General features: G+C 67.7%; 25 protein-coding genes. 6 read left to right on the top strand and 19 right to left on the bottom strand.

Annotated elements, in window-relative coordinates; translation table 11 throughout:
- Positions 1-42: 42 nt before the first annotated feature.
- Positions 43-1071, top strand: a complete 1029-nt coding sequence (gene fni / locus KXD98_RS09245) for a type 2 isopentenyl-diphosphate Delta-isomerase (RefSeq protein ID WP_260763521.1) — start codon at positions 43-45, stop codon at positions 1069-1071.
- 21 nt (positions 1072-1092) lie between these two features.
- Here fni and smc read toward each other — a convergent pair whose 3' ends face one another.
- The 14 genes from smc to KXD98_RS09175 all read right to left on the bottom strand — a co-directional run bounded on the left by smc (position 1093) and on the right by KXD98_RS09175 (position 16199).
- Positions 1093-4680, bottom strand: a complete 3588-nt coding sequence (gene smc, locus KXD98_RS09240) for a chromosome segregation protein SMC (protein ID WP_260763519.1) — start codon at positions 4678-4680, stop codon at positions 1093-1095.
- 26 nt (positions 4681-4706) lie between these two features.
- Positions 4707-4991, bottom strand: coding sequence for an acylphosphatase (locus KXD98_RS09235; protein ID WP_260763517.1), 285 nt, complete (start codon positions 4989-4991; stop codon positions 4707-4709).
- Positions 4975-5391: an OsmC family protein gene (locus KXD98_RS09230; protein WP_260763516.1), complete on the bottom strand. Its 417-nt coding sequence runs from the start codon at positions 5389-5391 to the stop codon at positions 4975-4977. The genes KXD98_RS09235 and KXD98_RS09230 overlap by 17 nt, the downstream gene beginning before the upstream one ends.
- Before the next feature lie 9 nt (positions 5392-5400).
- Positions 5401-6258 carry a bifunctional DNA-formamidopyrimidine glycosylase/DNA-(apurinic or apyrimidinic site) lyase gene (gene mutM, locus KXD98_RS09225; protein ID WP_260763514.1) on the bottom strand — a complete coding sequence of 286 codons (858 nt, stop codon included), beginning with the start codon at positions 6256-6258 and terminating at the stop codon, positions 5401-5403.
- 3 nt (positions 6259-6261) lie between these two features.
- A complete protein-coding gene (rnc, locus tag KXD98_RS09220) occupies positions 6262-6969 on the bottom strand; it encodes a ribonuclease III (protein WP_260763512.1) in 708 nt (235 codons plus the stop codon).
- Positions 6966-7556, bottom strand: coding sequence for a DUF177 domain-containing protein (locus tag KXD98_RS09215; RefSeq protein ID WP_260763510.1), 591 nt, complete (start codon positions 7554-7556; stop codon positions 6966-6968). The genes rnc and KXD98_RS09215 overlap by 4 nt, the downstream gene beginning before the upstream one ends.
- Before the next feature lie 43 nt (positions 7557-7599).
- Positions 7600-8337, bottom strand: a complete 738-nt coding sequence (gene sepIVA / locus KXD98_RS09210) for a cell division protein SepIVA (protein WP_260763508.1) — start codon at positions 8335-8337, stop codon at positions 7600-7602.
- Between the two features lie 157 nt (positions 8338-8494).
- Positions 8495-9061, bottom strand: coding sequence for a hemerythrin domain-containing protein (locus tag KXD98_RS09205; protein WP_260763506.1), 567 nt, complete (start codon positions 9059-9061; stop codon positions 8495-8497).
- 88 nt (positions 9062-9149) lie between these two features.
- On the bottom strand, positions 9150-9626 hold the full coding sequence (coaD, locus tag KXD98_RS09200; protein WP_260763504.1) for a pantetheine-phosphate adenylyltransferase: 477 nt from the start codon (positions 9624-9626) through the stop codon (positions 9150-9152).
- 42 nt (positions 9627-9668) lie between these two features.
- Positions 9669-10235, bottom strand: coding sequence for a 16S rRNA (guanine(966)-N(2))-methyltransferase RsmD (rsmD, locus tag KXD98_RS09195; RefSeq protein WP_260765090.1), 567 nt, complete (start codon positions 10233-10235; stop codon positions 9669-9671).
- Complete coding sequence (locus KXD98_RS09190) at positions 10232-13624, bottom strand: pyruvate carboxylase (RefSeq protein WP_260765089.1); 3393 nt, start codon at positions 13622-13624, stop codon at positions 10232-10234. Before KXD98_RS09190 ends, rsmD begins: the two co-directional genes overlap by 4 nt.
- A 41-nt stretch (positions 13625-13665) precedes the next feature.
- Positions 13666-14301, bottom strand: a complete 636-nt coding sequence (locus KXD98_RS09185; protein WP_260763502.1) for a vitamin K epoxide reductase family protein — start codon at positions 14299-14301, stop codon at positions 13666-13668.
- Complete coding sequence (locus KXD98_RS09180; RefSeq protein WP_260763500.1) at positions 14298-15065, bottom strand: DsbA family protein; 768 nt, start codon at positions 15063-15065, stop codon at positions 14298-14300. Before KXD98_RS09180 ends, KXD98_RS09185 begins: the two co-directional genes overlap by 4 nt.
- Positions 15066-15095: 30 nt before the next feature.
- Positions 15096-16199, bottom strand: coding sequence for an alpha/beta hydrolase (locus KXD98_RS09175; protein WP_260763498.1), 1104 nt, complete (start codon positions 16197-16199; stop codon positions 15096-15098).
- Between the two features lie 191 nt (positions 16200-16390).
- Between KXD98_RS09175 and KXD98_RS09170 the strand changes: the two genes are divergently transcribed.
- Positions 16391-17230: an aldo/keto reductase gene (locus KXD98_RS09170; RefSeq protein ID WP_260763496.1), complete on the top strand. Its 840-nt coding sequence runs from the start codon at positions 16391-16393 to the stop codon at positions 17228-17230.
- 5 nt (positions 17231-17235) lie between these two features.
- Here the strand turns inward: KXD98_RS09170 and KXD98_RS09165 are convergent, their stop codons facing one another.
- Genes KXD98_RS09165 through KXD98_RS09155 form a run of 3 tightly spaced genes read right to left on the bottom strand, consistent with a single transcriptional unit; the run spans position 17236 to position 21852 of the window.
- On the bottom strand, positions 17236-17943 hold the full coding sequence (locus tag KXD98_RS09165; RefSeq protein ID WP_260763495.1) for an HNH endonuclease family protein: 708 nt from the start codon (positions 17941-17943) through the stop codon (positions 17236-17238).
- Complete coding sequence (gene recG, locus KXD98_RS09160; RefSeq protein ID WP_260763493.1) at positions 17940-20225, bottom strand: ATP-dependent DNA helicase RecG; 2286 nt, start codon at positions 20223-20225, stop codon at positions 17940-17942. Before recG ends, KXD98_RS09165 begins: the two co-directional genes overlap by 4 nt.
- A gap of 1 nt (position 20226) precedes the next feature.
- The gene (locus tag KXD98_RS09155) at positions 20227-21852 is read right to left on the bottom strand and encodes a DAK2 domain-containing protein (RefSeq protein WP_260763490.1); all 1626 of its coding nucleotides are present in this window, start codon (positions 21850-21852) and stop codon (positions 20227-20229) included.
- A 274-nt stretch (positions 21853-22126) separates the two neighbouring features.
- On the opposite strand from KXD98_RS09155, the gene rpmB reads away from it, so the two are divergent.
- Together rpmB and KXD98_RS09145 are read left to right on the top strand one after the other, a co-directional pair.
- The gene (rpmB, locus tag KXD98_RS09150; protein WP_260763489.1) at positions 22127-22321 is read left to right on the top strand and encodes a 50S ribosomal protein L28; all 195 of its coding nucleotides are present in this window, start codon (positions 22127-22129) and stop codon (positions 22319-22321) included.
- A gap of 111 nt (positions 22322-22432) precedes the next feature.
- The gene (locus KXD98_RS09145) at positions 22433-22738 is read left to right on the top strand and encodes a hypothetical protein (RefSeq protein WP_260763486.1); all 306 of its coding nucleotides are present in this window, start codon (positions 22433-22435) and stop codon (positions 22736-22738) included.
- A gap of 62 nt (positions 22739-22800) precedes the next feature.
- Here the strand turns inward: KXD98_RS09145 and KXD98_RS09140 are convergent, their stop codons facing one another.
- Complete coding sequence (locus KXD98_RS09140; RefSeq protein WP_260763484.1) at positions 22801-23478, bottom strand: uracil-DNA glycosylase; 678 nt, start codon at positions 23476-23478, stop codon at positions 22801-22803.
- Between the two features lie 18 nt (positions 23479-23496).
- A complete protein-coding gene (locus KXD98_RS09135) occupies positions 23497-24459 on the bottom strand; it encodes a thiamine-phosphate kinase (protein ID WP_260763481.1) in 963 nt (320 codons plus the stop codon).
- A 105-nt stretch (positions 24460-24564) separates the two neighbouring features.
- Here KXD98_RS09135 and KXD98_RS09130 point away from each other — a divergent pair, with 105 nt between their 5' ends.
- Positions 24565-24807, top strand: a complete 243-nt coding sequence (locus KXD98_RS09130; RefSeq protein WP_260763480.1) for an Lrp/AsnC ligand binding domain-containing protein — start codon at positions 24565-24567, stop codon at positions 24805-24807.
- Between the two features lie 26 nt (positions 24808-24833).
- Positions 24834-25385, top strand: coding sequence for a DUF3515 domain-containing protein (locus KXD98_RS09125; RefSeq protein ID WP_260763478.1), 552 nt, complete (start codon positions 24834-24836; stop codon positions 25383-25385).
- Positions 25386-25395 lie beyond the last annotated feature (10 nt).

The following is a 25395-nucleotide window of genomic DNA, read 5'->3' as shown; positions in this document are numbered from 1 at the left end:
GATACTCTCCGTCACCCCGTCATTGTCGCAGGGGTGCTCGCGGTGACCTTCGACCCCGTGGCCGCACTGGCGCACCGCAAACGCCGACACATCGACGTGTGCCTGACCGAGGCCGTCGACTACCAGAGCGTCACCACCGGCCTCGAGCGCTACCGGCTGCCCTACAACGCGCTGACCCAGACCGACCTCGACGGCATCGACCTCGGCACGCAGTTTCTGGGATGCCGCTTGCGGGCCCCGGTACTGATCGGCGCCATGACCGGCGGGGCGGAGCTGTCGGGGATCATCAACCGCAACCTGGCCGCCGCCGCGCAGCAACTCGGCATCGGCATGATGCTGGGTTCGCAGCGGGTGATGATCGACGACGACGCCACCGCGGCGAGCTTCGACGTGCGCGAGGTCGCTCCCGATGTTCTGCTGATCGGCAACATCGGAATGGCTCAGCTGCACCACACGCTGGTTCCCGGCCTGGTCAGGGCGTTGGACAAGGTCGGCGCCAACGCGTTGGCGGTGCACACCAATCCGCTACAGGAAGCGATGCAGCACCACGGCGACACCGATTTCTCCGGCTCGCTGGGACGCCTGCGCGAGGTGGTCGCCGGCATCGGTTATCCGGTCATGGTCAAAGAGGTCGGCCACGGCTTCGGTGCCGCGGCGGCCGCAGAACTCGCCGACCTGCCCGTCTCGGCCGTCGATGTGGCCGGCGCCGGCGGGACGTCGTGGGCACGCATCGAGCAGTACGTCCGGTACGGCGAGGTGCGCTACCCGGCCCTCGCGGAATGGGGCATCCCCACCGCGCAGGGGCTCATCGAGGTGCATCGCGCGCTGCCGAACATGCCGCTGGTGGCATCCGGGGGCATTCGCACCGGGGTAGACGCGGCCAAGGCCCTGGCGATGGGTGCCGACGTGGTCGCCATCGCGCGGCCGCTGTTGGCACCGGCCATCGAGTCGGTGGCCGCGGTCGTGGACTGGCTGCAGAACTTCCTCTACGAGCTGCTGGTCTGTCTGCACGGGTGCGGCGCGCCCGACCTGGCCGCCCTCCGCCGTCGCGGAGTGGTCGAGATCGGCTGAACCCGCAGGCCCTGAACTGGCCTAGGACGGGCTGGCTACCAGTTCGTGGCCACGCAGACGCTGAGAGATCACCGTGGTGATGCCGTCGCCGCGCATGGTCACGCCGTAGAGCGCGTCGGCCACTTCCATCGTCGGCTTCTGATGGGTGATGACGATCAGCTGCGAACGTTCCCGCAACTGTTCGAACAAACTGATCAGACGCCGGAGGTTGACGTCGTCGAGGGCCGCCTCGACCTCGTCCATCACATAGAACGGTGACGGCCGCGCCCGGAAGATCGCGACCAGCATCGCCACCGCCGTCAACGACTTTTCACCGCCGGAGAGCAGCGACAATCGCTTGATCTTCTTACCGGGCGGCCGCGCTTCCACTTCGATGCCCGTGGTGAGCATGTCGGTGGGATCGGTGAGCAGCAGCCTGCCCTCGCCGCCGGGAAACAGGGTCGAAAACACCTGCGAGAATTCACGTTCGACGTCGGCGTAGGCTTCCTCGAACACCTGCAGGATGCGGGTGTCGACCTCGGCGATGACATCGAGCAGATCCTTGCGGGCGCCCTTGACGTCCTCGAGCTGAGTAGACAGGAAGTTGTAGCGCTCCTCCAGAGCTGCGAACTCCTCCAACGCCAGCGGGTTCACCCGGCCCAGTTCCTTGAGTTCGCGCTCAGCCCGCTTGGCGCGGCGCTCCTGTGTGGCGCGGTCGAACGGCATCGGTACCGGGGCGCTCACCTGCTCGCCGCGTTCACGGGCCTGCTCGTACTCGGCCATCTCCAGCTCGGTCGGCGGCAACGCGACCGCGGGCCCGTACTCGGCGATGAGATCGTCGACGGCCATCCCGAACTGCTCGAGCACCTGCTCTTCGAGCTGCTCGATACGAAGCGCCGCTTGGGCTTTGGCGACCTCGTCGCGGTGCAGTGCGTCGGTCAACGCGGTGACACGGGCGGTGAGGTCGTTGACCTCCTCGCGCGCGGCAGCCAGCGCACCGGCGCGCACCTGCCGCTCGGCGGCCACCTCGTCGCGGATCTGCGAGGCCACCGCCACCGCGGCATGCAACCGTGCGGCAACCAACCGCCCGGACTCGGCCACCGCGGCCGCCACCGCCGCCGCGCGTACCCGCGCCTCGCGCACGTGCTGTGCGCGCACCCGCGCCTCCCGCTCGGCTGCGGCCGCACGGCGTAGCGAATCCGCTTTTCCCCGAACGGCGTTGGCGCGCTCTTCAGCGGTCCGCACAGTGAGCCGGGCTTCGACCTCGGCAGCGCGGGCGGCTTCGGCGGCAGCCGAACTCTGCTGCCGATCGACCGGCTCGGCCTCGAACATCGGCTCCTGCTGGGCGTTGAGCAGCCTTTGTTCGAGGTCGCGGAGTTCGGCGATGGTGCGGTCGCGGCCGACTTCGAGTTCCTCACGCTGCTTGATCAGCCGCTGCCATTCGTCGTCGGCGGCCCGCGCATCCTGGCCCAGCCGGCCCAGCTGTTCGTAGATCGACGAAATCGCCGCGTCGGATTCGTTGAGCGCCGCCAGTGCATGTTCGGCGGCGTCCTGGCGGGCAGACTGCTCGGCCAGCGCCCCGGCCAGCGCCGCGGACAATTCGGAGGTCTGCCGCTCGGCGTCGGCGAGTTCGGATCGCGCCTTGTCGACTTCCGAGGCGATCTCCAGCGTGCTGGGTTTGCGGTCGGAACCACCGCTGACCCACCCGGCCCCGACGAGATCGCCGTCGGCGGTCACTGCCCGCAAATCTGGATGTGCTGCAACAAGTTCCAGTGCGGTGCCAAGCTCGTCCACCACGGCGACACCGGTCAGCAGTGCCGTCATCGCGCCACGCACCCGGGGGGCCGGGTCGACCAGGTCCAGCGCCCATCGCGCCGCACCGGGCAATGTCGTGGTGTTCGCCGGGGCCGGCGCCGGCCAGTCGCCGAGCACCAGCGTCGCGCGCCCACCATCAGAGGTCTTCAGCGCAGTCAGGGCCTCGCGTGCGGCACCACTGTCCTGTGCCGCCAGCGCGTCGGCTGCCGCGCCGAGCACCGCGCCGATGGCCACCTCATGCCCCCGGTGCACTTTCACCAAGCTGGCTATCGACCCGAAAAGCTTTGTGCTGTCTGAATTCTCCTGCAACCAGGCGGCGCCGTCCTTACGGTCGAGTCCGACCGAGAGGGCGTCGATGCGGGCCTGCAACGAGGCGACCAGTCGTTCGGCGCCACGCTCGGCGGTCTGCAACTCGGCCACACGCTCGTCGGCCAGACGCAAAGCGGTGACGGTGCGGTCGTGGTGGTCGTCGAGTCCGACCTCGCCGGCGTCGAGTTCTGCGACACGCCCCTGCACCGTCTCGAACTCGGCCTGGGTCTGCTGGGCACGCAGGGCGGCATCGTCGATTCCGGCGGACAACCGCGCGAGCGTGTCGTCGATCGACTCCACCCGAGTGGCCATGGTGTCGACCTGACCGGCCAGTCGCGCCAGCCCTTCGCGTCGGTCGGCCTCGGCACGGGCGGCGGCCATGTGAGCGCGCTCGGCTTCGGCGGCGACCTGCTCGCGCTCGGACAGTTCGGCCCGTGCCGCATCGAGCCGCTCCCGGGACTCGGCGAGCTCTTCGAGGAGTTGGCGCTCCTGTTCGCCGACAGCATCGGCCTGCGCATCCAGTGCATCGGGATCGGGCCCGCCGGAGTAGTCCGGTTCGGTGTCGAGATGCTGGGCGCGTTCGCTGGCGATACGGATGGTGGCTCCAACCCGCTCGGCGAGCGCCGAGAGCCGAAACCAACGCTGCTGGGCGGCATTTGCCCGCTCGCTCAGATCCTCCACGGCCGCTTCATGGGCCTCGAGTTCGGCCGAGCGTGCCTGCAGCCGTTGACTCAACTCTTCGTGTTCGCGACGCAGCGAGGTCTCGGCCTGATTACTGTTGTCGAACTCGGCTTTGCGGGCCACCAGGTCGTCGGCGGCCAGACGCAGCCGGGCATCGCGCAGGTCGGCCTGGATGGTCTGTGCCCGCCGCGCCATCTCCGCCTGTCGGCCCAGCGGCTTGAGCTGTCGCCTCAGCTCGGTGGTCAGATCGGTCAGACGGGCCAGATTGGTCGACATCGAGTCGAGCTTGCGGACGGCCTTCTCTTTGCGCTTGCGATGCTTGAGCACACCTGCGGCCTCCTCGATGAACGCCCGGCGGTCCTCGGGGCGGGATTCGAGGATCTCGGCCAACTTGCCCTGACCGACGATGACGTGCATCTCACGGCCGATACCCGAATCCGACAGCAGCTCCTGCACATCCATCAATCGGCAACTGCTGCCGTTGATTTCGTACTCGCCGGCACCATCACGAAACACCCGACGCGTGATGGACACCTCGGAGTACTCGATCGGTAGTGCGTTGTCGGAGTTGTCGATCGTCAACGTGACCTCGGCGCGACCCAACGGGGCGCGCGAGGATGTGCCGGCGAAGATGACATCCTCCATCTTGCCGCCGCGCAGGGTCTTGGCGCCCTGCTCGCCCATCACCCAGGTCAGTGCGTCGACGACGTTGGACTTCCCTGAGCCGTTGGGACCGACCACGCAGGTGATGCCGGGTTCGAAACGCAGAGTCGTCGGCGAGGCGAAGGACTTGAAGCCCTTCAGCGTCAGACTCTTCAGATGCATGACGTCAAACCCTACCGCCGAGATGGTCAGCGTTCGCTGAAGCCCGCGATCGCGTCGACCGGGTCGGACCAGTCCGAGATCACCTTGTCCACCTGACCTGGCGTGTCACCGGCACTGAGCAGGGCGAGTAGCTGTTCGCAGGCCCCCCGGGGGCCTTGGGCGACGACGTGAACGCGACCGTCGGGCTTGTTGGCGGCGAACCCGCTCAGACCCAGTTCCAGCGCACGCGACCGTGTCCACCAGCGGAAACCTACGCCCTGAACGTGTCCGTGCACCCACGCGTCCAGGCGAACCTCACTGTCGTCCAACATCTTTTACCTCAAGAGTCACTTTCGTCCCACTCTTTAACGTGCGTCCCACTGTGCACACCTGGTCGATGGCCCGTTCGACGACGGTCAAGAGCCGGGACAGCTCCTGGGCGTCGAGCTGGGTCAGATCGAGCTCGAGCACTTCTTCGAGCGACGGATAGCGCTCCTGGTCGCGATCGGCAGCTCCGGTCACCCGCACGGTGGCCCGGTAGTCATCGCCCAGACGGCGTCGCAGCGGCTGGTCGCTGGCCATTCCGCTGCATGCCGCGAGCGCGATCTTGAGAAGCTCGCCCGGCGTGAACACGCCTTCGACGTCCTCGGAGCCCACCTGCACCTCGGCGCCGCGAGAGCTGCGGCCCGTGTAACGCCGCACCCCGGTACGCTCCACCCACAATTCGGTCATGGCTTATTTCTACAACCTCGCGCCGCGGGGCCGCGGTTGGCAGCGGGGGCAGAAAAACGACGAGCGGTTCATGAACTTGTCGCGCCGCATCACTGCCCCGCAACGCCGGCACGGCTCGCCGGCCCGCCCGTAAGCGTCCAGCGACCTGTCGAAATACCCCGACTCACCGTTGACGTTGACATACAGCGAGTCGAACGACGTGCCACCCTGCCCCAGCGCATCGGTCATCACCTCGGCGGCTGCATCGAGTAACTCCCGCAGCTTGGGCCGCGACAACGCCGAGGCCAGCCGGGCACCGTTGACCCTGGCCCGCCACAGCGCTTCATCAGCGTAGATGTTGCCGATACCCGAGACGACCGTCTGGTCGAGCAGCTGGCGTTTGATCTCAGAATGCTTGCCCCGCAACACTTTCACCACGGCCTCACGATCGAAGAGCGGATCCAGAGGATCGCGGGCGATGTGCGCGACCGGCATCGGCACGGCGGTGCCGTCGACGATGACCATATCGGCGATCATCCAGCCACCGAAGGTCCGCTGATCGACGAAGCTCAGCATGGTGCCGTCGTCGAGTAGCGCGCCGATACGCAGATGGCTGTCGTCGGCCAGCGGCCCCAACAACATCTGCCCGCTCATACCCAGGTGCACCACCAGCGCGGCATCGGGGCCGAGCGACAGCCACAGGTACTTGCCCCGGCGGCCGGTGCCGGTGATCGTCGTATCCAGCAGGCGCCCGGTCAGGTCGGCCGGGCCCGCTTCGTGGCGGCGCACCGCCCGCGGATGGTGCACCCGCACCGCGGTGATGGTTCGGCCTGTCACATGCGCATCGAGACCACGACGAACCACCTCGACTTCGGGAAGTTCAGGCATCCGTCACGGTTGAGGCGATCGTGCGTCGTTCAACGCGTTCCATGCCGCCGCGGCTGCCTTGAGTTCGGCTTCCTTCTTGGTTCTGCCCACTCCGGTGCCACGCTCGAGCTCGGCGACGACGACCGTCGCGGTGAACTCCTTGTCATGGTCTGGCCCGGTGGAGGTGACCAGGTAGGTCGGCACACCCAGACCGCGAGATGCGGTCAGCTCCTGCAGGCTGCTCTTCCAGTCCAGCCCGGCCCCCAACGTCGGCGCGGTGTCGAGCAGAGTGCCGAACAGACGCAGGATCACGTCCTTGACAACCGTCGCCCCGTGCTCCAGATACACTGCACCCAAGAGAGATTCGACACCATCGGCCAAGATACTCGACTTGTCGGCGCCACCGGAATTCTCTTCGCCCTTGCCCAGCAGCAGGTAGGCACCCAGGCCGTGGTCGCTGAGCTGGCGGCCGACGTCGGCCAGCGCTTGGGTGTTGACGATACTGGCACGTAGCTTCGCCAGATCGCCCTCGGACCGATCCGGATGGCGATGATAAAGCTCTTCGGTGATGGTCAGTCCCAACACCGAGTCACCGAGGAATTCCAGACGCTCGTTGGTCGGCAGACCACCATTCTCGTAGGAGTAGCTGCGGTGGGTCAGTGCGATGGTGAGCAGTTCGTCGGGCAGGTCGACCCCCAGCGCCTTGAGCAGCGGTGCGCGGTCCACCGTCACGAGTCGTCGCCGATCTGCTCGCGCAGGGCGGCCAACTTGGCCCAGCGCGGATCGATCTGCTCGTGGCCATGGCCCGGCCCGGCGGTGGCCAGCGCCACCCCGCACTCGGGACACAAACCGGCGCAGTCCGGGTTGCAGATCGGCGAGAACGGCAGGACCAAGCCGATCGCGTCGATGATGGGCTGCTCGAGGTCGACGGCCTCGGTGCCGCCGCCCCGGATCACCCGGGGAAGCTCGTCGTCCTCGGTGGTTTCGTCGGTGGCGCTGTCCGGATAGGCGAAAAGCTCGGTCAGCTCGATCTCGATCTCACCGGCCAGCGCCGTCAAGCAGCGCGCACATTCACCCGTCGTGGCCGCTGACACGGTTCCCGACACCAGCACACCCTCGGAAACCGACTCCAGTCGAAGGTCCAGCTGTAGCGGACTGCCCGCATCCACGGCGATGAGTTCCAGCCCGATTCGGGAGGGGCTCGGCACGGTCTTCTGCACCGTCGACATCGAGCCCGGCCGTCGGCCGAGCCGAGAAACATCGATCACCAGCGGCGACCGTGACCCCCGGTGCGCCGCCGCGCGTGCGTGCGTCGCCATGCCCGTAATCGTACGGTGAGGCCGATCCCGCGGTCAGCGGCGGTCAGCGCGACACGTAATCGTGCGTACCTGCGGCGGTACGCAGTTGATGACGGCCCCGACCGACCGAGCGCAGCGTTCCGTTGAGGAACTCTTCGAACTCTGCCAGTTTGCTGTCGACGTAGATGTCACACTCGCCGCGCAGCCGGTCCGCCTCGGCGTGGGCGGTGTCGATCATGCGGGTGGCTTCAGCGGTGGCGGTGGCCACCACCTCGGTCTGCGACACCAGCCGCTGCTGCTCCTTGATGCCCTCCTGAACGGCCTTCTCGTAGGCGAGGTTTCCGCTTTCGATCAACCGGTCGGCCTCCGACTTGGCGCGGCCCGTGCTGGCCTCGTACTCGCGCTTGGCGGTTGCGGCCAGGCGTGCGGCCTCCTCGCGGGCCTCGACGACCATCCGCTCGCTGTGCTGGCGCGCCTCGGCGACCATCCGGTCAGCCTGGGCCTTGGCGTCGGCCAACAACCGGTCCGCCTCGGCACGGGCGTGGTTGACCATCGAATCCGCCTCGACGTTGGCCGTCGAGACCGTGGATTCTGCGTGCTCCTTGGCCTCGCGCAGCACGGTGTCGCGGGCGTCGAGGACGTCCTGGGCGTCGTCCAGCTCGCCGGGAATCGCGTCCTTGATGTCGTCGATCAACTCGAGGACATCGCCACGGGGCACCACGCAGCCGGCCGTCATCGGCACTCCGCGGGCTTCTTCGACGATGGCACCCAACTCGTCGAGCGCTTCGAAAACTCGGTACACGGTGACACCTTCCAGGCGTAGTTGTTAGTAACCAGTGTGCCTGGTGTTACGGCTGTGACTCGGCTTTCTCGTCCCGGTGTGTCGCGGGCCCCGCCACCGGCACACGAAGTGACGCGTGTGTCCACATTATGTCAAGCCCGGGGGCCGCGTGGCAGGGTCAGCGCAGCGCCGCGCTGATGGCGTCGCGCGCGCGGTCGAGCATCGACGCGAACGGCCCCACCGCGAAGTTCAGTTTGGCCGATTCCACCCCGAGGTGCGGCCGGGTAGGAGCGATCGCTTCGGCCGCACGGACGGCGGCTGCCATGGTCTTGAGCTCATCGGCATCGAGTTCACGCTTGAGCTTGGGGAACTCCTCGACCTCCTCGTTCTGCGCGTGCTCGAGCACCGCATCGCGAAACGACGTCAGCTCGTCGAGGAACTTTTGCGACGCGATGTCCATGCCTTCGAGCGAGGCCAGTTGCTGTTTGGCGGCGTGTTCCTCGTCCAGGCGGGCGTCGACGATCTCATCCCCATCGGCGACTTCCCGACGCGTGCGCGGATGCACCACCATCTCCTCGGCGGTCTCGTGCACCGCCAGCAGCTGCCGCAGGTCGGTGAAGGCCTTCTGCCGCGCCTCGGGCTCCGAGGCGTAGAGCACGTCGTCGAACATGTCCTTGATCAAATTGTGCTGATCGGTCAGGAACGCGACGACGTCATCGGTGGATTGGACGAATGTTTCAGGCACGGCAGTTACCTCCGTCGGACGGGACAACGATCGGCCGGCGCGAATGGGCTGGACGCCGGTGTATCGGTGATACCCGCAGGCAGCGGCGTCAACCGCGCAACTTGTCCCGCAGTCGCGTGTTGACCGCTTCGGGGAGCAGGTCAGAGACGTCACCGCCGAGGGTGGCGACCTCCTTGGCCAACGACGACGACACGAACGAGTAGCGCGGCGCGGAGGCGACGAAGAACGTGTCCACCCCCGCGATGTGCTTGTTCATCTGCGCCATCTGCAGTTCGTACTCGAAGTCGGTTCCACTGCGCAGGCCCTTGACGATCGCGGTCATCCCCCGCGCGCGGACGAAATCGACAACGAGCCCCTGGCCCGCCTCGGCTCGCACATTGGGTAGATGGGCCGTCGATTCCTCGATCATCGCGAGACGCTCATCAGGGTTGAACATGCCCTTTTTGTTCGGGTTGACCAGAACCGCGACGACGACCTCGTCGAATTGGGCGGCGGCACGTTCGAAGACGTCGATGTGACCAAGGGTCACCGGGTCGAAGGATCCCGGGCACACCGCTGCGCTCATGGGCCACGACGCTAGCAGCACGTCGCGGTGGCCCACTGAGGGTCAGCGGCGCTGCGCGAGTTCGATGCGGGTGTCGCCATAGCGGCGGGATTTCCACACCGACCACTGCTGCGGCCAGGTCAGTTCGACACCGCCGGCCGGCCGCTCGACGACCGCGACGCCGCCGGACGCGGCCCACCCGTTGTCGGTCAGCGCCGTCAACGTCGCCTCGACTTCGGCGTTGGACAGCTCATACGGTGGGTCGGCAAACACCAGATCTGCCGGCCGGCCGGGCGCACCGGCCAGCACCGCGGCCACGGCACCGCGCCGCACCACCGCGCCGTCGACACCCAACGCGGCGATGTTGCGTTCGATGACCGCCGCGGCCCGGCCGTCGGCTTCGACGAACAGTGCCGACGCGGCGCCACGTGACAGCGCCTCCAGGCCCAGCGCACCGCTACCCGCGTAGAGGTCGAGCACCCGCAGGCCTGCGAAGTCGAGTCGAGCCGAGAGCAGGTTGAACAGCGATTCGCGGACCCGGTCGGTGGTGGGCCGGGTGCCGCGTCCGGATTTGTGCTGCGGCACCACGATTCGTCGCCCTCCGAACCTGCCGGCGACGATGCGACTCAGCTCACCACCACCAGCAGGTCGCCCCCTTCGACCTGCGCGGTGCCCGCCACCGCGACCCGCTCGACCGTCCCTGCCTTGGGCGCGGTGATCGCCGCCTCCATCTTCATCGCCTCGATGGTGGCAATGGTCTGCCCGGCGCTGACGCTCTCCCCTTCTGCGACATTGACACTCACGACGCCGGCGAACGGTGCGGCAACATGGTCGGGGTTCTTGCGATCGGCCTTCTCGGCTACCGGCACCTCGCTGGCGACATTGCGGTCGCGGACCACCACCGGGCGCAGCTGGCCGTTGATGATGCACATGACCGTGCGCATGCCGCGCTCGTCGGGATCGGAGATGGCTTCTAGGCCGATGATCAGCTCGACCCCGCGTTCGAGCGTGACGCGGTGTTCCTCGCCGTGACGCAGGCCGTAGAAGAACTGGTTGGCCGACAGACTCGACGTATCACCATAGAGCTCGCGGTGGGCTTCGAATTCCTTGGTGGGCCCGGGGAACAACAGCCGGTTGAGGGCGGCCTGCCGTTTCGGCCCGGTCTGGGACAGCAACTCCTCGTCATCGGAGGTCAACTCGGTCGGCGGCTTGGCCGGCGCGCGACCGGCCAGCGCCTTGCTGCGCAACGGTTCGGGCCAGCCACCCGGCGGATCGCCGAGTTCACCCCGTAGGAAACCGATCACCGAGTCGGGGATGTCGAATCGGTCCGGCTCGGTGGCGAACTCGTCGGCGGTGATGCCCGCACCCACCAGGGCCAGCGCCAGATCGCCGACGACCTTCGAGGACGGCGTCACCTTGACCAGGCGGCCCAGGACGCGGTCAGCGCCGGCATAGGCCTCTTCGATGTCCTCGAATCGGTCCCCGAGGCCCAGCGCGATCGCCTGCTGCCGAAGGTTGGACAGCTGACCGCCCGGTATCTCGTGCCGGTACACCCGCCCGGTCGGGGTGGGCGGGCCGGAAGCCGCAACGTCGAAGGGCGCGTACACCTTTCGCAGCGCTTCCCAGAACGGCTCCAGGTCGCACACCGCAGGCAGCGCCAGGCCGGTGTCGTACTCGGTGTGCGCCGCGGCGGCCACGATGGAGCTCAGCGCGGGCTGGCTGGTGGTGCCCGCCATCGGCGCCGACGCCCCGTCCACGGCGCTCGCTCCTGCCTGCCAGGCCGCCAGATACGTGGCCAGCTGACCCCCCGGGGTGTCGTGGGTGTGCACATGCACCGGCAGGTCGAAGCGGCTACGCAAGGCGCTGACGAGGGTGGCCGCGGCGGGAGGTCGTAACAGGCCGGCCATGTCCTTGATCGCCAGCACGTGGGCGCCCGCGTCGACGATCTGCTCGGCGAGCTTGAGGTAGTAGTCCAGCGTGTACAGGTTCTCGGCGGGATCCGACAGGTCACCGGTGTAACTCATCGCCACTTCGGCAACCGCGGTGCCGGTCTCGCGCACAGCGTCGATGGCCGGGCGCATCGAATCGACGTTGTTGAGCGCATCGAAGATTCGGTAGATATCGATACCCGTTGCCGTCGCTTCGGCAACGAACGCGTGGGTGACCGACTCCGGATAGGGCGTGTAGCCCACGGTGTTACGGCCCCGCAGCAGCATCTGCAGACAGATGTTGGGTACCGCCTCACGCAGCGCAGCCAGCCGTTCCCACGGATCTTCCTTCAGAAACCGAAGTGCCACATCGTATGTCGCCCCACCCCAGCATTCGATCGACAGCAGCTGCGGGGTCATCCGCGCGATGTAGGGCGCGACCATCAACAGACCGGAGGTGCGGATCCGGGTGGCCAGCAACGACTGGTGCGCGTCACGGAAGGTCGTGTCGGTCACCCCGACCGACCGGGATTCCCGCATCCATCGGGCGAAGGCCTCTGGACCCACCTCGGAGAGCAGGTGTTTGCTCCCGCGCGGCGGCATGCTGTCGAGGTCGATCTCGGGCAGCTTGTCCTGCGGATACACCGACGAGGGCCGCTGACCATGCTGCTGGTTGACGGTGACGTCGGCCAAGTAGTTCAGGATCTTGGTGCCGCGGTCGGCGGTCGTGCGCGCGGTCAGCAGGTAGGGCCGGTCATCGATGAACGACGTGTTGATGTGACCGGCGCGGAAGTCGGCGTCGTCGATGACGGCCTGCAAAAACGGGATGTTGGTCGATACGCCACGCACCCGGAACTCGGCCAGAGCCCGGTGGGCCCGCTTCACTGCTGCGTCGAAGTCTCTTCCGCGACAGGTGAGTTTGACCAGCATGGAGTCGAAATGAGCGCCGATCTCGGCACCCAGATGGGTGCCCCCGTCCAGCCGGATGCCGGCACCTCCCGGCGAGCGGTAGGCGGTGATACGGCCGGTGTCGGGACGGAACCCGTTGGCAGGGTCTTCGGTGGTGATCCGGCACTGCATGGCGAATCCCCGGGGCGCCGTCAGCATGTCCTGGCTCAGTCCGAGGTCGGCCAGCGTCTCCCCGGAGGCGATGCGCAGCTGGGAGGCGACCAGGTCGACGTCGGTGATCTCCTCGGTGACGGTGTGTTCGACCTGGATGCGCGGGTTGCACTCGATGAAGACATGGTGCCCGCGTTCGTCGAGCAGGAACTCCACGGTGCCGGCGCAGGTGTAGCCGATCTGGCGGGCGAAAGCGACGGCGTCGTCGCAGATCCGGGCCCGCAACTCCGGGGCGAGGTTGGGCGCCGGGGCAAGCTCGATCACCTTCTGGTGGCGGCGCTGCACACTGCAGTCGCGTTCGAACAGGTGCATCACGTCACCGGTGTTGTCGGCAAGGATCTGGACCTCGATGTGGCGCGGGCGCAGTACCGCCTGTTCGAGGTAGACCGTCGGATCTCCGAATGCCGATTCGGCCTCCCTGCTGGCGGCCTCGATGGCTTCGGCCAGTGCGCCTCGCTCGGTGACCCGGCGCATCCCACGACCGCCGCCGCCGGAGACGGCTTTGACGAACACCGGGAACTCCATCGCCTCGGCGGCGGCCAGCAAGTCCTCGGGCGAGGCCGAGGGTTCTGAGGACGCCAACACGGGCAGCCCCGCCGCGCGCGCCGCGGCGATGGCCCGCGACTTGTTTCCGGTCAGCTCCAGGACGTCTGCGCCGGGCCCGACGAAGGTGATTCCGGCCGCGGCGCACGCGGCCGCGAGCTCGGGGTTCTCCGACATGAACCCGTATCCGGGGTAGATCGCATCGGCGCCGGCCTCGGTGGCCACCCGCATGATCTCCTCGACCGACAGGTAGGCCCGGACCGGATGGCCGGGCTCCCCGATCTGGTAGGACTCGTCGGCCTTGAGCCGGTGCAACGAGTTGCGGTCCTCGTGGGGATAGACCGCAACGGTCGCGATACCCATCTCGTAGGCGGCCCGGAACGCACGGATGGCGATCTCACCACGATTGGCGACAAGGACTTTGGAGATCCGACCGGTCACGGTTCACCTTAACCGTCGTCGGATCGTCATCAAATCAGAGTCGACCAGAAGCTCCAGAATCGCTCCAGGGCCAGCAGCGCCACCGCGGTGAACCACAGCGTGACCAGCGACCAGCGCCAGGTGTACAGCGCCCTGACCACGGCGCTGCCGGACAGCTGCGGACGCACTGCCAGCACCGTGGTGACCACCAGGAGCGGGATGGTCACCGCCCAGACCACCATGCAGTACGGGCACAGCGCACCGATCCGGTACAGGCTCTGGAAGATCAGCCAATGCACCAGGACGGCGCCCAGCAGCGTGCCGCCGGCCAGACCGGCCCAGTACCAGCGCGGCAGCGCCACGTTGGCCAACGCGAGCACGCCGGTAACGACCACGATGGTGAACGCCACGATGCCGAGCAACGGGTTCGGGAACCCGAACAACGAGGCCTGCGGGGTGATCATCACCGACCCGCAGGACAACACCGGGTTGATGCTGCACGTCGGGATGTAGTCCGGGTTGATCAGCAGTTCGATGCGCTCGATCGTCAGGGCCAGTGCCGATGCCAGGCCCACGACCCCGGCCACGAGCACCCACAACGCGCTGCTGCGCGGGACCGCGGCCGGCGTCGGCTTCTCGACCGACGTGTCGGTCGAGTCGACGGCTTCGGTCGCGGAGACGGTCATGACGCGGGAACCGGATCAGCCGCAGGGGGTGCCGCCTCCAGGCCGGGCACGTCGCCGACGATTTCCTTGATCTTGTCGACCAGCGCATCCGGGGTGCTGTACTGGTAGTCCTCGCCGTTGATGCGCACCGTCGGAGTCGCCTGGATGTCGGTGGCTGCCGCCAGCCCGCGGACCATCTCCACGTAGGTGCCCTTGTTGATGCAGTCGGGCACAGTTCCGGCCACACCGGCCTGCCGGGCCACCTCGATGAGCCGAGCGTTGTCGGGGTAGGCCCCGCCGACCTCACCGGGCTGCTGGGCGTAGAGCGCGGCGTGGAAGCGGCGGAACGCGTCGACCGACTCGTCTGCCACACAGTAGGCCGCCCCGCCGGCCCGCGACGAGTAGTTCCGGTTCTGTGGCCGGTCCATGATCCCGACCATGTAGTAGTCGGCGGCGATGGCGCCGGAATCGACGAGCCGGCTGATTGTGGGACCGAACTGCTGCTCGAAGAGCCCGCAGTGCGGGCACAGGAAGTCCTCGTACATCGACACCACGGCCTTCGGCTCGTCGGTGCCCTCGTTGGTGATCAGACTGGCCGAGGCCACCCGCACCGACTTCGTCTCCCCGGCGGTGGGCTTCTCGTCGGCCGACATCACGATGTAGAGGACCAGAGCGACGGCGAAGAGGACCACGACCGACGTCAGACCGATCTGTACGAACAGATTGCGCTTACGGTCGGCCGCCTTCAGGTCATACCGTGCGTTCTTCTTGGGTTTGGTCGCCACGAGCACAGCGTACCGGCGTCCCCGAGGGTCCTATCCCACGTGGCTCAGATGCGCCCGCAGTGCTGAGATGATCTCGGCCATCGCGGTGACACTGTCGCCGCCCAACGGGAAGAAGTTGGCGAACCCGTGCACGAGTGAGCCATATTCACGCAGGTCGACCGGGGTGCCTGCGACGCGCAACGCCTCGGCGTAGAGCCGCCCCTCGTCGCGCAGCGGGTCGAAACCGGCCGTCACCAGCAACGCTGGGGCCAGTCCCGACAGGTCGTCGGCCAGCAGCGGAGACACCTGCGGATCATCGGCAGACAGGCCGGAACCGTCGAGAAATCGGGAGGTGAACCAGTCGAGATCGTGCTGGGTGAGGAAGAACCCACGGGCGAACAGCGTCTTGGAGCGGGTATGGCAGGAGTAGTCGGTGACCGGGTAGAGCAGCAGCTGTAGCGCCGGGGGCGGTGCCTGCTCGTCCCGTGCCCGCAAGGCCACCAGCGCCGAGAGGTTTGCTCCGGCGCTGTCGCCACCGACGGCGATGCGCTGCGGGTCGGCACCGAGTTCGGTGGCATGCCCGACCGCCCAAAGGTAGGCCGCGTAGGCGTCCTGAGCGCCGGCCGGCGCCTTGTGCTCGGGCGCCAGGCGGTAGTCGACCGACAGCACGTGGAGACGACCCGTGCGACAGATCTCACGGCACAGGTCGTCATGTGAATCGATACTGCCGATCACTTGGCCACCACCGTGGAAGAACAGCAGCAGTGGCGCGTCGGGTTCATCGGTTCGGTAGTGCCGCGCGCGGCGGGGACCCTGCCCGCCGTCGACTGTGAGCTCGCTTACCCCTGGCACCGCGATGCGCTGCCGGAAACTGGCCGACAGCGCCTCCAGGTTGGCTCTGGCGATCACCGGGTCATTGTCGGCGACGAGTCCGTCGATGCCCATCATCTGCTGGCCGGCCAGCATCAACTGCAGGGTGGTGTCCAGGGTGTTGCCGTCGATGGCCACCGCACGCCCGCCCAGCGCGAGCCGTTTGAGGCCGTGCGGGATATGCGGCATGCCGCGCAGGGTCAGCCCCGCAACTGAGTTGATCACGGTGTCTTTGCGGGAGAGTCTGACTGCCGAGGGCCGCAGGGTGCTCGGGTCGGCGGTCATATCTGTTCCTCCTCTGGCCGAGCCTCGGACAACCATCAGTCGGCTCTCGAGGCGGCGATTGCGCGAACTGCCGCACCGGCGCACAGTGGGCGTCAGACTACGGCGTGGCGCGCGGCCGGGCACTGATTAGGTCGGTATATCTGGCGGCAATATAGTCTTCGCGAGCGTTCCACTTCAGAGAAGAAGGTGACATGACCTCGGCGGATTCGATCCCCAGCGTGACTCTCAACGACGATCACACGATGCCGGTGATCGGCCTCGGCGTCGCCGAGCTCTCAGAGCCCGACACCGAACGTGCCGTCACGGCCGCGCTGGAAGCCGGCTGCCGGCTGATCGACACCGCGGAGGCCTACGGCAACGAAGCCGCGGTGGGCCGGGCGGTCAGGGCTTCGGGCGTACCGCGTGAGGAAGTGTTCGTCACCACCAAGCTCTCGCCCCAAGACCTGGGCTTCAGTGCGTCGCGGGAAGCGCTCAAGGCCAGCCTGGATCGGCTCGGCCTGGATTACGTCGACCTCTACCTGATCCACTGGCCGGCCGGTGAGCAGGGAAAGTACATCGACAGCTGGGGCGGCATGATGAAGGCCAAGGAGCTCGGCGACACGCGCTCGATCGGCGTGTGCAACTTCCATGCCCACCATCTCGACGACATCATCAACTTGTCCTTCTTCACCCCTGCGGTGAATCAGATCGAACTCCATCCGCTGCTCAACCAGACTGAGCTGCGCGCGGTCAACGCCGAGCACGGCATCGTCACCCAGGCTTACGGCCCGCTGGGAGTCGGCCGCCTCCTGGATCACGCCACCGTCACCGGTGTGGCCGAGGCGCACGGGAAGACCCCGGCCCAGGTGCTGATCCGGTGGAGCGTGCAGCTGGGCAACTCCGTCATCCCACGCTCGTCGTCGCCCGAGCGCATCAAGAGCAACCTCGAGGTGTTCGATTTCGAGCTGACCGACGAGCAGATGACAACGCTCAACGCTCTCGATGACGGCACCCGGTTCCGCCCCGATCCCGACACCTACACCGGGGCCTGAGCGACTCACCCGGTCGGACAGGTCTGAGCGGCTTCCCGCAGCACGCGGGCCGACGGCGCGTCGACCGGCAGACGGTAGCCGCGCAGGACCGCGACGTACTGCACCGCGTACTGACAGTGGAACGCCTGGTTCGGCGGCATCCACGCCGCCGGCTCCTTGTCACCCTTGTCCTGGTTGGTGGGGCCGTCGACGGCGAGCAGGTTGGCCGGATCGTTGGCGAACCTGGTCCGCATCTCTTCGGTCCAGTCGCGTGCACCCAGATCCCAGGCGTAGGACAGCGCCACGATGTGGTCGATCTGGACCGACGCGCCGGTCTGCGCACCGCGCACGAACGCCACCGTGGCGCTGGTGTACGGGTCGCGCAGCGTGCCGGTGGCCACCGCGGTCGGGCACCGCGAGATCGCCACATAGGTCTTGTCGGCCAGATCCCGGTCCAGGATGTCGTTTCGGGTGTCACATCCGTTGAACCCACCGGGCGCGGTGGTGGCATCAGTCCACGATTCACCGAAGGCGTCGCGGCGGTAATCACTACTGCGGGTTCGGGCCTCGATTTCGGCGATCCCGGCCAGCACGTCGACACCGGGCGCGACGACGGGCACCTCGGCGGCCGCGATGTACTCCGAGGGCCGTTGCGCGCTGGTGGTGACCTGATAGGCGACGATGACCGACAGCGCGCTGGCCACCGCCAGCCACAGAATGTGCTTGCGGCTCATGACATGTCCAGGAATTGGACCCGATCGGTCACGGTGAACGGCGCTGACAGCGCGGCCATTCCCGGGTCGTCGGGATCGGTTTCGTAGACGGTCTGGCACAGTTCACGCGCGGCCAGGATGATCTCGAGGTGATGGGCCAGGGACAGGAACCGCAGCGTGACAGCCCGGCCCGACTGGTGCAAACCCAGCACGTCACCTTCGCTGCGCTCCTGCAGGTCGAGGTCGGCCAGCGCGAAACCGTCCAGCGTCGCGGCCACTGCGCGCAGCCGTTGTCCGGCCCTGGACGAGTCGGGAAGGTTGGTCGCCAGCAGACACAGGCTGGGATGCTGACCGCGCCCGATGCGGCCCCGCAGTTGGTGTAGCTGACTGATGCCGAAGCGATCCGCGTCCATCACCACCATGACGGTCGCATTGGGTACGTCCACGCCTACCTCGATGACGGTCGTACATACCAGAACGTCGAGATTGCCGGCGCGGAAAGCGGCCATCACGGCGTCTTTTTCGTCGCTGGGCAGTCGCCCGTGCATGAGTCCCAGCCGCAGCCCCGCCAGCGGGCCGCGCTGCAGCCGGGCGAACAGTTCGACGACGGTCACCGGCGGGGGGCCCGAATCTCGTTGGTCGGTGCTGCTGGACGTTTTCGCGCGCTTGTCGTTGCTCTTGGGCGTGGTGTCGGCGTCCTCGACCCGACCGGGCTTGTCCCCCTCGTCGATGCGCGATGCCACGACATAGGCTTGCCGACCCGCTCGTACCTCCTCGGCGATACGCGACCAGGCACGATCGAGCCAGCTCGGTTGCTGGCGGGCGAAGATGGTGTTGGTGGTGATCGGTTGTCGACCCCTCGGAAGCTCCCGCAGCGTGGAAGTTTCCAGATCACCGTAGACCGTCAACGCGACCGTCCGCGGGATCGGAGTTGCGGTCATCACCAGCAAGTGCGGCGTGATTCCGTCAGGAGCCTTGGCACGCAAACGATCTCGTTGCTCGACGCCAAAGCGGTGTTGCTCGTCGACGACGACCATTCCCAACCTGTCGAACTCGACGGCATCTTGCAGCAGCGCGTGTGTGCCGATCACGATGCCGGCCTGCCCGGAGGCGACCGAGGCGCGCACCTCACGCTTATGCGGCGCCGACATCGAACCGGTCAGTAGCGCCACATGTGTTCCAGTGTCCGAACCCCCGAGCTGGCCCGCCATGCCAAGCGGTCCGAGCATGGCGCGGATGGACTGGGCATGTTGGGCGGCAAGAACTTCGGTGGGCGCCAGCAGTGCGCACTGGTAGCCCGCATCGATCATCTGCAGCATCGCCAGCAGCGCCACGATGGTCTTGCCGGAGCCGACCTCACCCTGCAGCATCCGGTTCATGGGTTGTGCGGTGGCCAGCTCAGCGGACAATACCGTGAGGACTTCGCGCTGCCCGGCGGTCAGCGCGAAAGGCAGCTGTGCGCTCATCGCAGCGGCCAGGCCGTCGTCGCGGGGCGGTGCGACCGGGCCGGTGCCGTGTAGCTCGCGGTGCCGGCGCACAACCAAACCCCACTGCAACCCGACTGCCTCGTCATAGGTCAACCGGTCGATCGCCCTGGCCCGGTCGCGCTGGGTTTCGGCCAGGTGCACCGCGCGCAACGCATCGTTCTCCGACATCAGATCGTGCTCGCGGACAAACCAATCCGGCAACGGGTCGGCGATCGGATCCAGTACCGCGAGCAGCTGGCGCACGCACGCGTAGATATCCCAGGTCTGCACCTTGGCATGGGCGGGATAAATCGGGAAGAACTCGCGCTCGAACTCGGCGAGCAGGGCTTCGCCGGTGGCTTCGGAAGCAGAGGCGATGGCCGTCAGCGATTTGGTTCCGATGGCGCGGCCCCCGGGCGCGTCGAGCACCAGGAACGCCGGGTGGGTCAACTGCAGCACCCCGCGGTAGTAGCCGACGACACCGGAGAGCATCACCTTGGTGCCTTCGACGAGTTTGCCTTTGAGGAAGCGCGGGTTGAAGAACGTCGCGGTGACCTTCGGGCGCCGATTGCCGAGGGTGACCACCAGGAATTCCCGCTTCGGGGTCCGGTTGGTGTACTTCCTCTCGGCCTTGGTGATGACGTCGACGAACGTGACGTGCTCGCCCTCGTCCAGGTCGAGTTCCTCCCCCTCGGCGCGCACGGTCATCGCATCGCTGTACTTGCGCGGGAAGTAGCGCAGCAGATCGTCGACGGTGTGCAGCCCGAGGTGTTCGGCCAGCTGGTCAGCGGCCTTGCGGCCGATCACGAAGTCGAGACGGTCACCCAGCGTCGCCATGTCATTCGACCCCGATCAGCAGCGCGTCGCCCCGATGGCCGGTGTGAAAACGCACCATTTCGGTGCCGGGGTGCTGACGGTGGACATGCTCGGCCAGCGCATCGCTGATGCGGGGTTCGACGCCCTGTCCGAGCAACACGGTCACCAGTTCGCCGCCGGCCGCCAGCATCAGGTCGATCAGCCCTGCCCCGGCGGCGACGAGATCGTCGCCCACGATGACAACCTCGTCACCGGCGATGCCCAGGCCGTCGCCGGGTTTGCAACTACCAGCCCAGGTCAGCGCCTCCTCGGTGGCCATGCGTACCGACGCATACCGGGCCGCGCCGGCCGCCCGCGCCATCGTGTAACCGTCGTCGACGAGTGGGCGATCCGGTTCGTGAACCGCCAGTGCCGCCAGGCCCTGCACCATCGATCCCGTCGGGACGGGGACCATGTCGATCCCCCACTCGGAGGCGACCGCCCAGCCGGCCAGCAGTTCCTCGGCGGCCACGTATCCGTTGGGCAACACCATCACCTGCGCTGCACCGGTGTTGACCAGGGCGTGTAGCAGTTGATGAGCACTGATCGGGGCATCGGGATCGGGTCGCAACACCTGCGCGCCCTCCTTGCCGAACAAGTCTTCGGCGCCGTCTCCGTCCACGAGGGCCAGGACCGCCCGCTCCCGGCTCCAGGCACCGGCGCGATGGCCACCGCCGTGCAGCGAGGTGATCTGGATGTTGCTGGGGGTTCCCACAGCCAACGCCGCCTCGACCGCGGCGCCGGCGTCGTCGGCGTGGACGTGGACCGAATAGCGGTCGGCATCCTCCCCGGAAGCGGCGATCGCCACCGAGTCGCCCAACTCGTCGAGCCGGGCGCGCAGCGTGTCGACACCGGCGGCGTCACACCCGGCAAGCAGGTACATCACCTCGAACTGCGGGGTCGCCGTGCACGCCGGCGCCGGCGGACCTGCCGGTGCCGGTTCATAGCGGCGCCGCCGGGGTGCCTGGCCGGTCAATGTGGTGCTCAGGGCGTCGAGCAGGACCAACAGCCCGCGTCCGCCGGCATCGACCACCCCGGCCTGGGCGAGCACATCGAGCTGACTGGGTGTGCGTTCCAGTGCCTCGGCAGCGGCCTCCGACGCCGACGCGACCACATCCCTGAGTTCGGCGTGGGCGCCCGCGGCGTCCTCGGCTGCCGATGCCGCGGCCTGCAGCACCGACACGATGGTGCCTGCTATCGCTTCGCCCATCGAGGTGACCACCAGACCCACGGCGTGCCGCAGCGTGGCGGCGAGCACGGCACCGTCGATGTCGGCGAGCACCCCACCGCGATCGGCGGCCACCGAGCTGGTCACGTCTGCCACGGCCCGCAAAATCTGCGACAGGATGACACCGGAATTGCCGCGGGCACCACGCAGCGCTCCGTCAGCCATCGCGGCAGCCAGCACCGAGACGTCGTCGACGGCGCTGCGGCTGTCGGCCTGCGCCCACGCGGCACGCATGGTGAACAGCATGTTCGTACCCGTGTCGGCGTCGGCGACCGGAAACACGTTGAGTCGGTTGATCTCGTCGGTGTGGGCGATCAAGTCGGCCACCGCGGTATGGGCCCAACGCCGCAACGCGGGTGCATCAAGCCGCCGAGCCGCCATCCCACCTCCACATCGCCGCGCCGCACACCGAGAGGCGTCGCACCGACGCCACCGTGGGCGTCAGCCTAGTCAGCCGCGCCGACAGGGCTGAAGACCCGACTGCAGCCTTGTGGACACCGGTCGGCGGTGCCGGTCGCTGCCCGGTCGCGACCTGGCCGAGCCGCGAATTTTGGCTACCGCGGCCCAATCGGTATCCTGGTCGGGTTGTCGGGTCGCGCCGCCGTGCCGGTGGCCGAGGACCCGGACCCCAAGAACTGACTCGAGGAGTTTCACTATGGCTGCCGTGTGCGAGATCTGCGGGAAGGGCCCCGGCTTCGGCAAGTCGGTGTCGCACTCCCATCGCCGGACCAGCCGTCGGTGGGACCCGAACATCCAGTCCGTGCGCGCGGTGACCCGGCCGGGTGGGAACAAGCAGCGGGTCAACGTGTGCACGTCCTGCCTGAAGGCGGGCAAGGTCACCCGCGGCTGAAGCGCCTTCGCAGCTTCGTCGCCGGGCTCATGTTTGGCACCGGTTTGGCCGGGTACGGGCAGTCCTGAGGCCGGGCACAGGGTTCGGCCGGGAAGGATACGGCCATACAGCATGAGCAACAGTAGAGGTCTGCGTTCTGCATTGATCACTGCATTCGGGGCTCTAGCCGCTGCGGGGCTGGTCGCAGCCTGCGGTGACAACGGCAACGGCACCACGGACCCGGAGCGGGTCAACGACACCGAGCAAACGGTGACCGAGACCACTCCACCCGAGATGACCGAGACGACCCCGCCTGAGATGACCGAGCCGGCTCCCCCCGCCGATGGTCAGGCTCCGCCCGCTGACGATCCGGGCACCGTCGAGATCCCGGCACCGGACATCAACCTGCCCGAGGTGACCACCAGCCCGGTGGGCTGATCACAGCACGGCGCGGCGGGATCCGCGACGGCCCCGTTCAGCGGGTCCCCCGCACCGCGCCGTCAGGGCAGCCGCCAGTCGACGATTTCGGCTCCCATCTGCTCCAACAGGTCGTTCGCGCGGCTGAACGGTCGCGAACCGAAGAAGCCCCGTGAGGCCGACAACGGAGACGGATGCGCCGACTCGATCGTGCGGGTGTCTTCCAACATCGGCTTGAGGGTGGCAGCGTCTCGCCCCCAGAGCACTGCAACCAGTGGCTGCCTGCGCGCCACCAGGGCGCGGATGGCACGCTCGGTGACCGCTTCCCACCCTTTGCCGCGATGCGAAGCCGGGGTTCCCGGGCGCACGGTCAAGACCCGGTTCAACAACATGACGCCCTGCTGCGCCCACGGCGTCAGATCCCCGCTGGACGGCTTCGGGTAGCCCAGATCCTCGCAGTATTCCTTGAAGATATTGTCGAGGCTGCGGGGTAGCGGACGCACGTCGGGTGCAACCGAAAAGCTCAGACCGACCGCGTGCCCCGGGGTGGGATAGGGGTCCTGCCCGACGATGAGTACCCGCACGCGGTCAAACGGAAAGCTGAACGCTCGCAACACGTTCGGCCCCGCGGGCAGGTAACGGTGGCCTGCGGCCAACTCCGCGCGCAGGAACTCCCCCATCTCGGCGACTTGGGCCTCGACGGGAGCGAGCTCACGAGCCCACGCTGGATCGATCAGTTCGGCGAGAGGACGGGCGGTCACGAGAGGCCAACTTAGCGGTCAGTAGGACTGCCACCCCGGCGCCCCACCCCACTGGGCGCCGTCGACGGTCAACCTGGCCGCGCCGTCGCGGGGCAGCACCGTGCCGATCCTGCGCCAACGGGGCGGCAGCTCCGCCGCGAACGTCGCCACCAACGCGTGATCCTCCCCACCGCCGAGCACCCACTGTCGGGGGTCGACTCCGACAGCCCGGGCTGCCCCGGTGACCGCGTCGATATCGTCGGTCAGGGCGTCGATGGCCAACTCGATGTGGACATCGGAGGCCGCCGTGACGTGGGCGAGATCGGCGAGCAGTCCGTCGGAGACGTCGATCATCGACGTAGCCCCCCACTGCGCCGCGACCCGGCCCTGACCGTAGGGCGGTTCCGGCACGAGGTGACGTCGAAGAATCCCCGGGAAAGAATCGACCTTGTTGTCCCACAATGCATATCCGGCTGCAGATCGACCGAGTTCACCGCAGAGGGCCACGGTGTCGCCGGGCGCTGCGCCACTGCGTCGCACCGGATCGCGCCCCTCGAGGTCCCCTATCGCGGCCACCGAGATCACCCACAGCGGAGCCTGGACCATGTCTCCTCCGACCACCGCGGCACCGGTCAATTCCGCTTCGCGCCACATTCCGTCGGCGAGTTCGACTGCCCGCGCAGTCACAGTGTCGGCAGGAGCGGCGAAACCCACGACGTAGGCCGTGGCGCGCGCGCCCATCGCCTCGATGTCAGCGGCGTTCTGCGCGATGGCTTTTCGTCCCACATCGTATGGCGAGGACCAGTCCAGCCGAAAGTGCCGGTCCTGCACCAGCATGTCGGTGCACAGCACGGTTCTGCCGTCGGGAGCAGCGACCACCGCAGCGTCGTCTCCGGGCCCGACGGAGACCCAACTCGGCTGGCGGCGACCGCTGACCAGCCGGTCGATGACGGCGAATTCCCCTGACTGGGCCAGGGTCGAGTCAGGCTCGTCGGCGGCCATATGAGCTCCTCCGGTCGGCTTCCTGACCTGAACGCCGGCCCCACCTGCGGTAGGTTTGGGCCCTGCGGCGTGGAGTCTATGCAGCCAGACGAAAGGGATGACGGCGTGGTCGAGGCTTTCGTTCTGATCCAGACCGAGGTCGGCCGCGCCGAAACCGTCGCCAAGCAGCTTGCCGGCCTGACCGCTGTGCTGTCGGCAGAGTATGTGACGGGACCCTACGACGTCGTGGTGCGGGTGAGCGCAGCAGACCTCACCGAGCTGAAGGCCACCGTGGTGCCCACCGTCGCGCAGGTCTCGGGCATCACCCGCACGCTCACCTGCCCGATCGGCACCGGCGCACAGATCTGAGGGGTGCCCGCTTTAGAGTTTGGCCGGTGGAGAGTCGATCCGAGGACGGGCCGCCGCGCGGGGCACTGATCGCCGCGCTGGTGGTGGCAGTGGGTGCGGTCCTGGCCGTCCTTGTCGTCGTCGCGGTGTTGCAGCGCCCTGGCGGGCCGGGGCCGGTGTCGGTGGCCGCACTTCCCGCGCCGCAGGCGCAGGACCCGCATTGTCGGTCCCTGCTCGACGCACTGCCCGAACAGCTCGGCGACTATCAGCGCGCAGAGTTGGTCGAGCCCGCACCGACGGGGGCGGCGGCCTGGCAGCACCCAGACGGTGGAGAGGCGGTGATTCTGCGTTGCGGGCTGTCGCGGCCGGGTGAGTTCGTCGTGGGCGTACCGCTGCAGATGGTCGATGCGGTGTCCTGGCTGCGGGTCACCGACGACGGCTCCGCCGACGGCCGGACCACCTGGTTCGCCGTCGACCGACCGGTGTATGTCGCGCTGACCCTGCCCGCGGGGTCGGGTCCGACACCCATTCAAGTGCTGTCGGCGGCGATCACCGAGTCGCTACCCGAACGTCGGATCGACCCCGGACCGCCACGCTAGTCGGCCGGTG

It is taken from the genome of Mycobacterium sp. SMC-4, assembly GCF_025263265.1.
Taxonomy (GTDB): Bacteria; Actinomycetota; Actinomycetes; order Mycobacteriales; family Mycobacteriaceae; genus Mycobacterium.
Note: the sequence above shows the minus strand (reverse complement) of the source record. Positions and strands in the feature narration are given on the sequence as shown.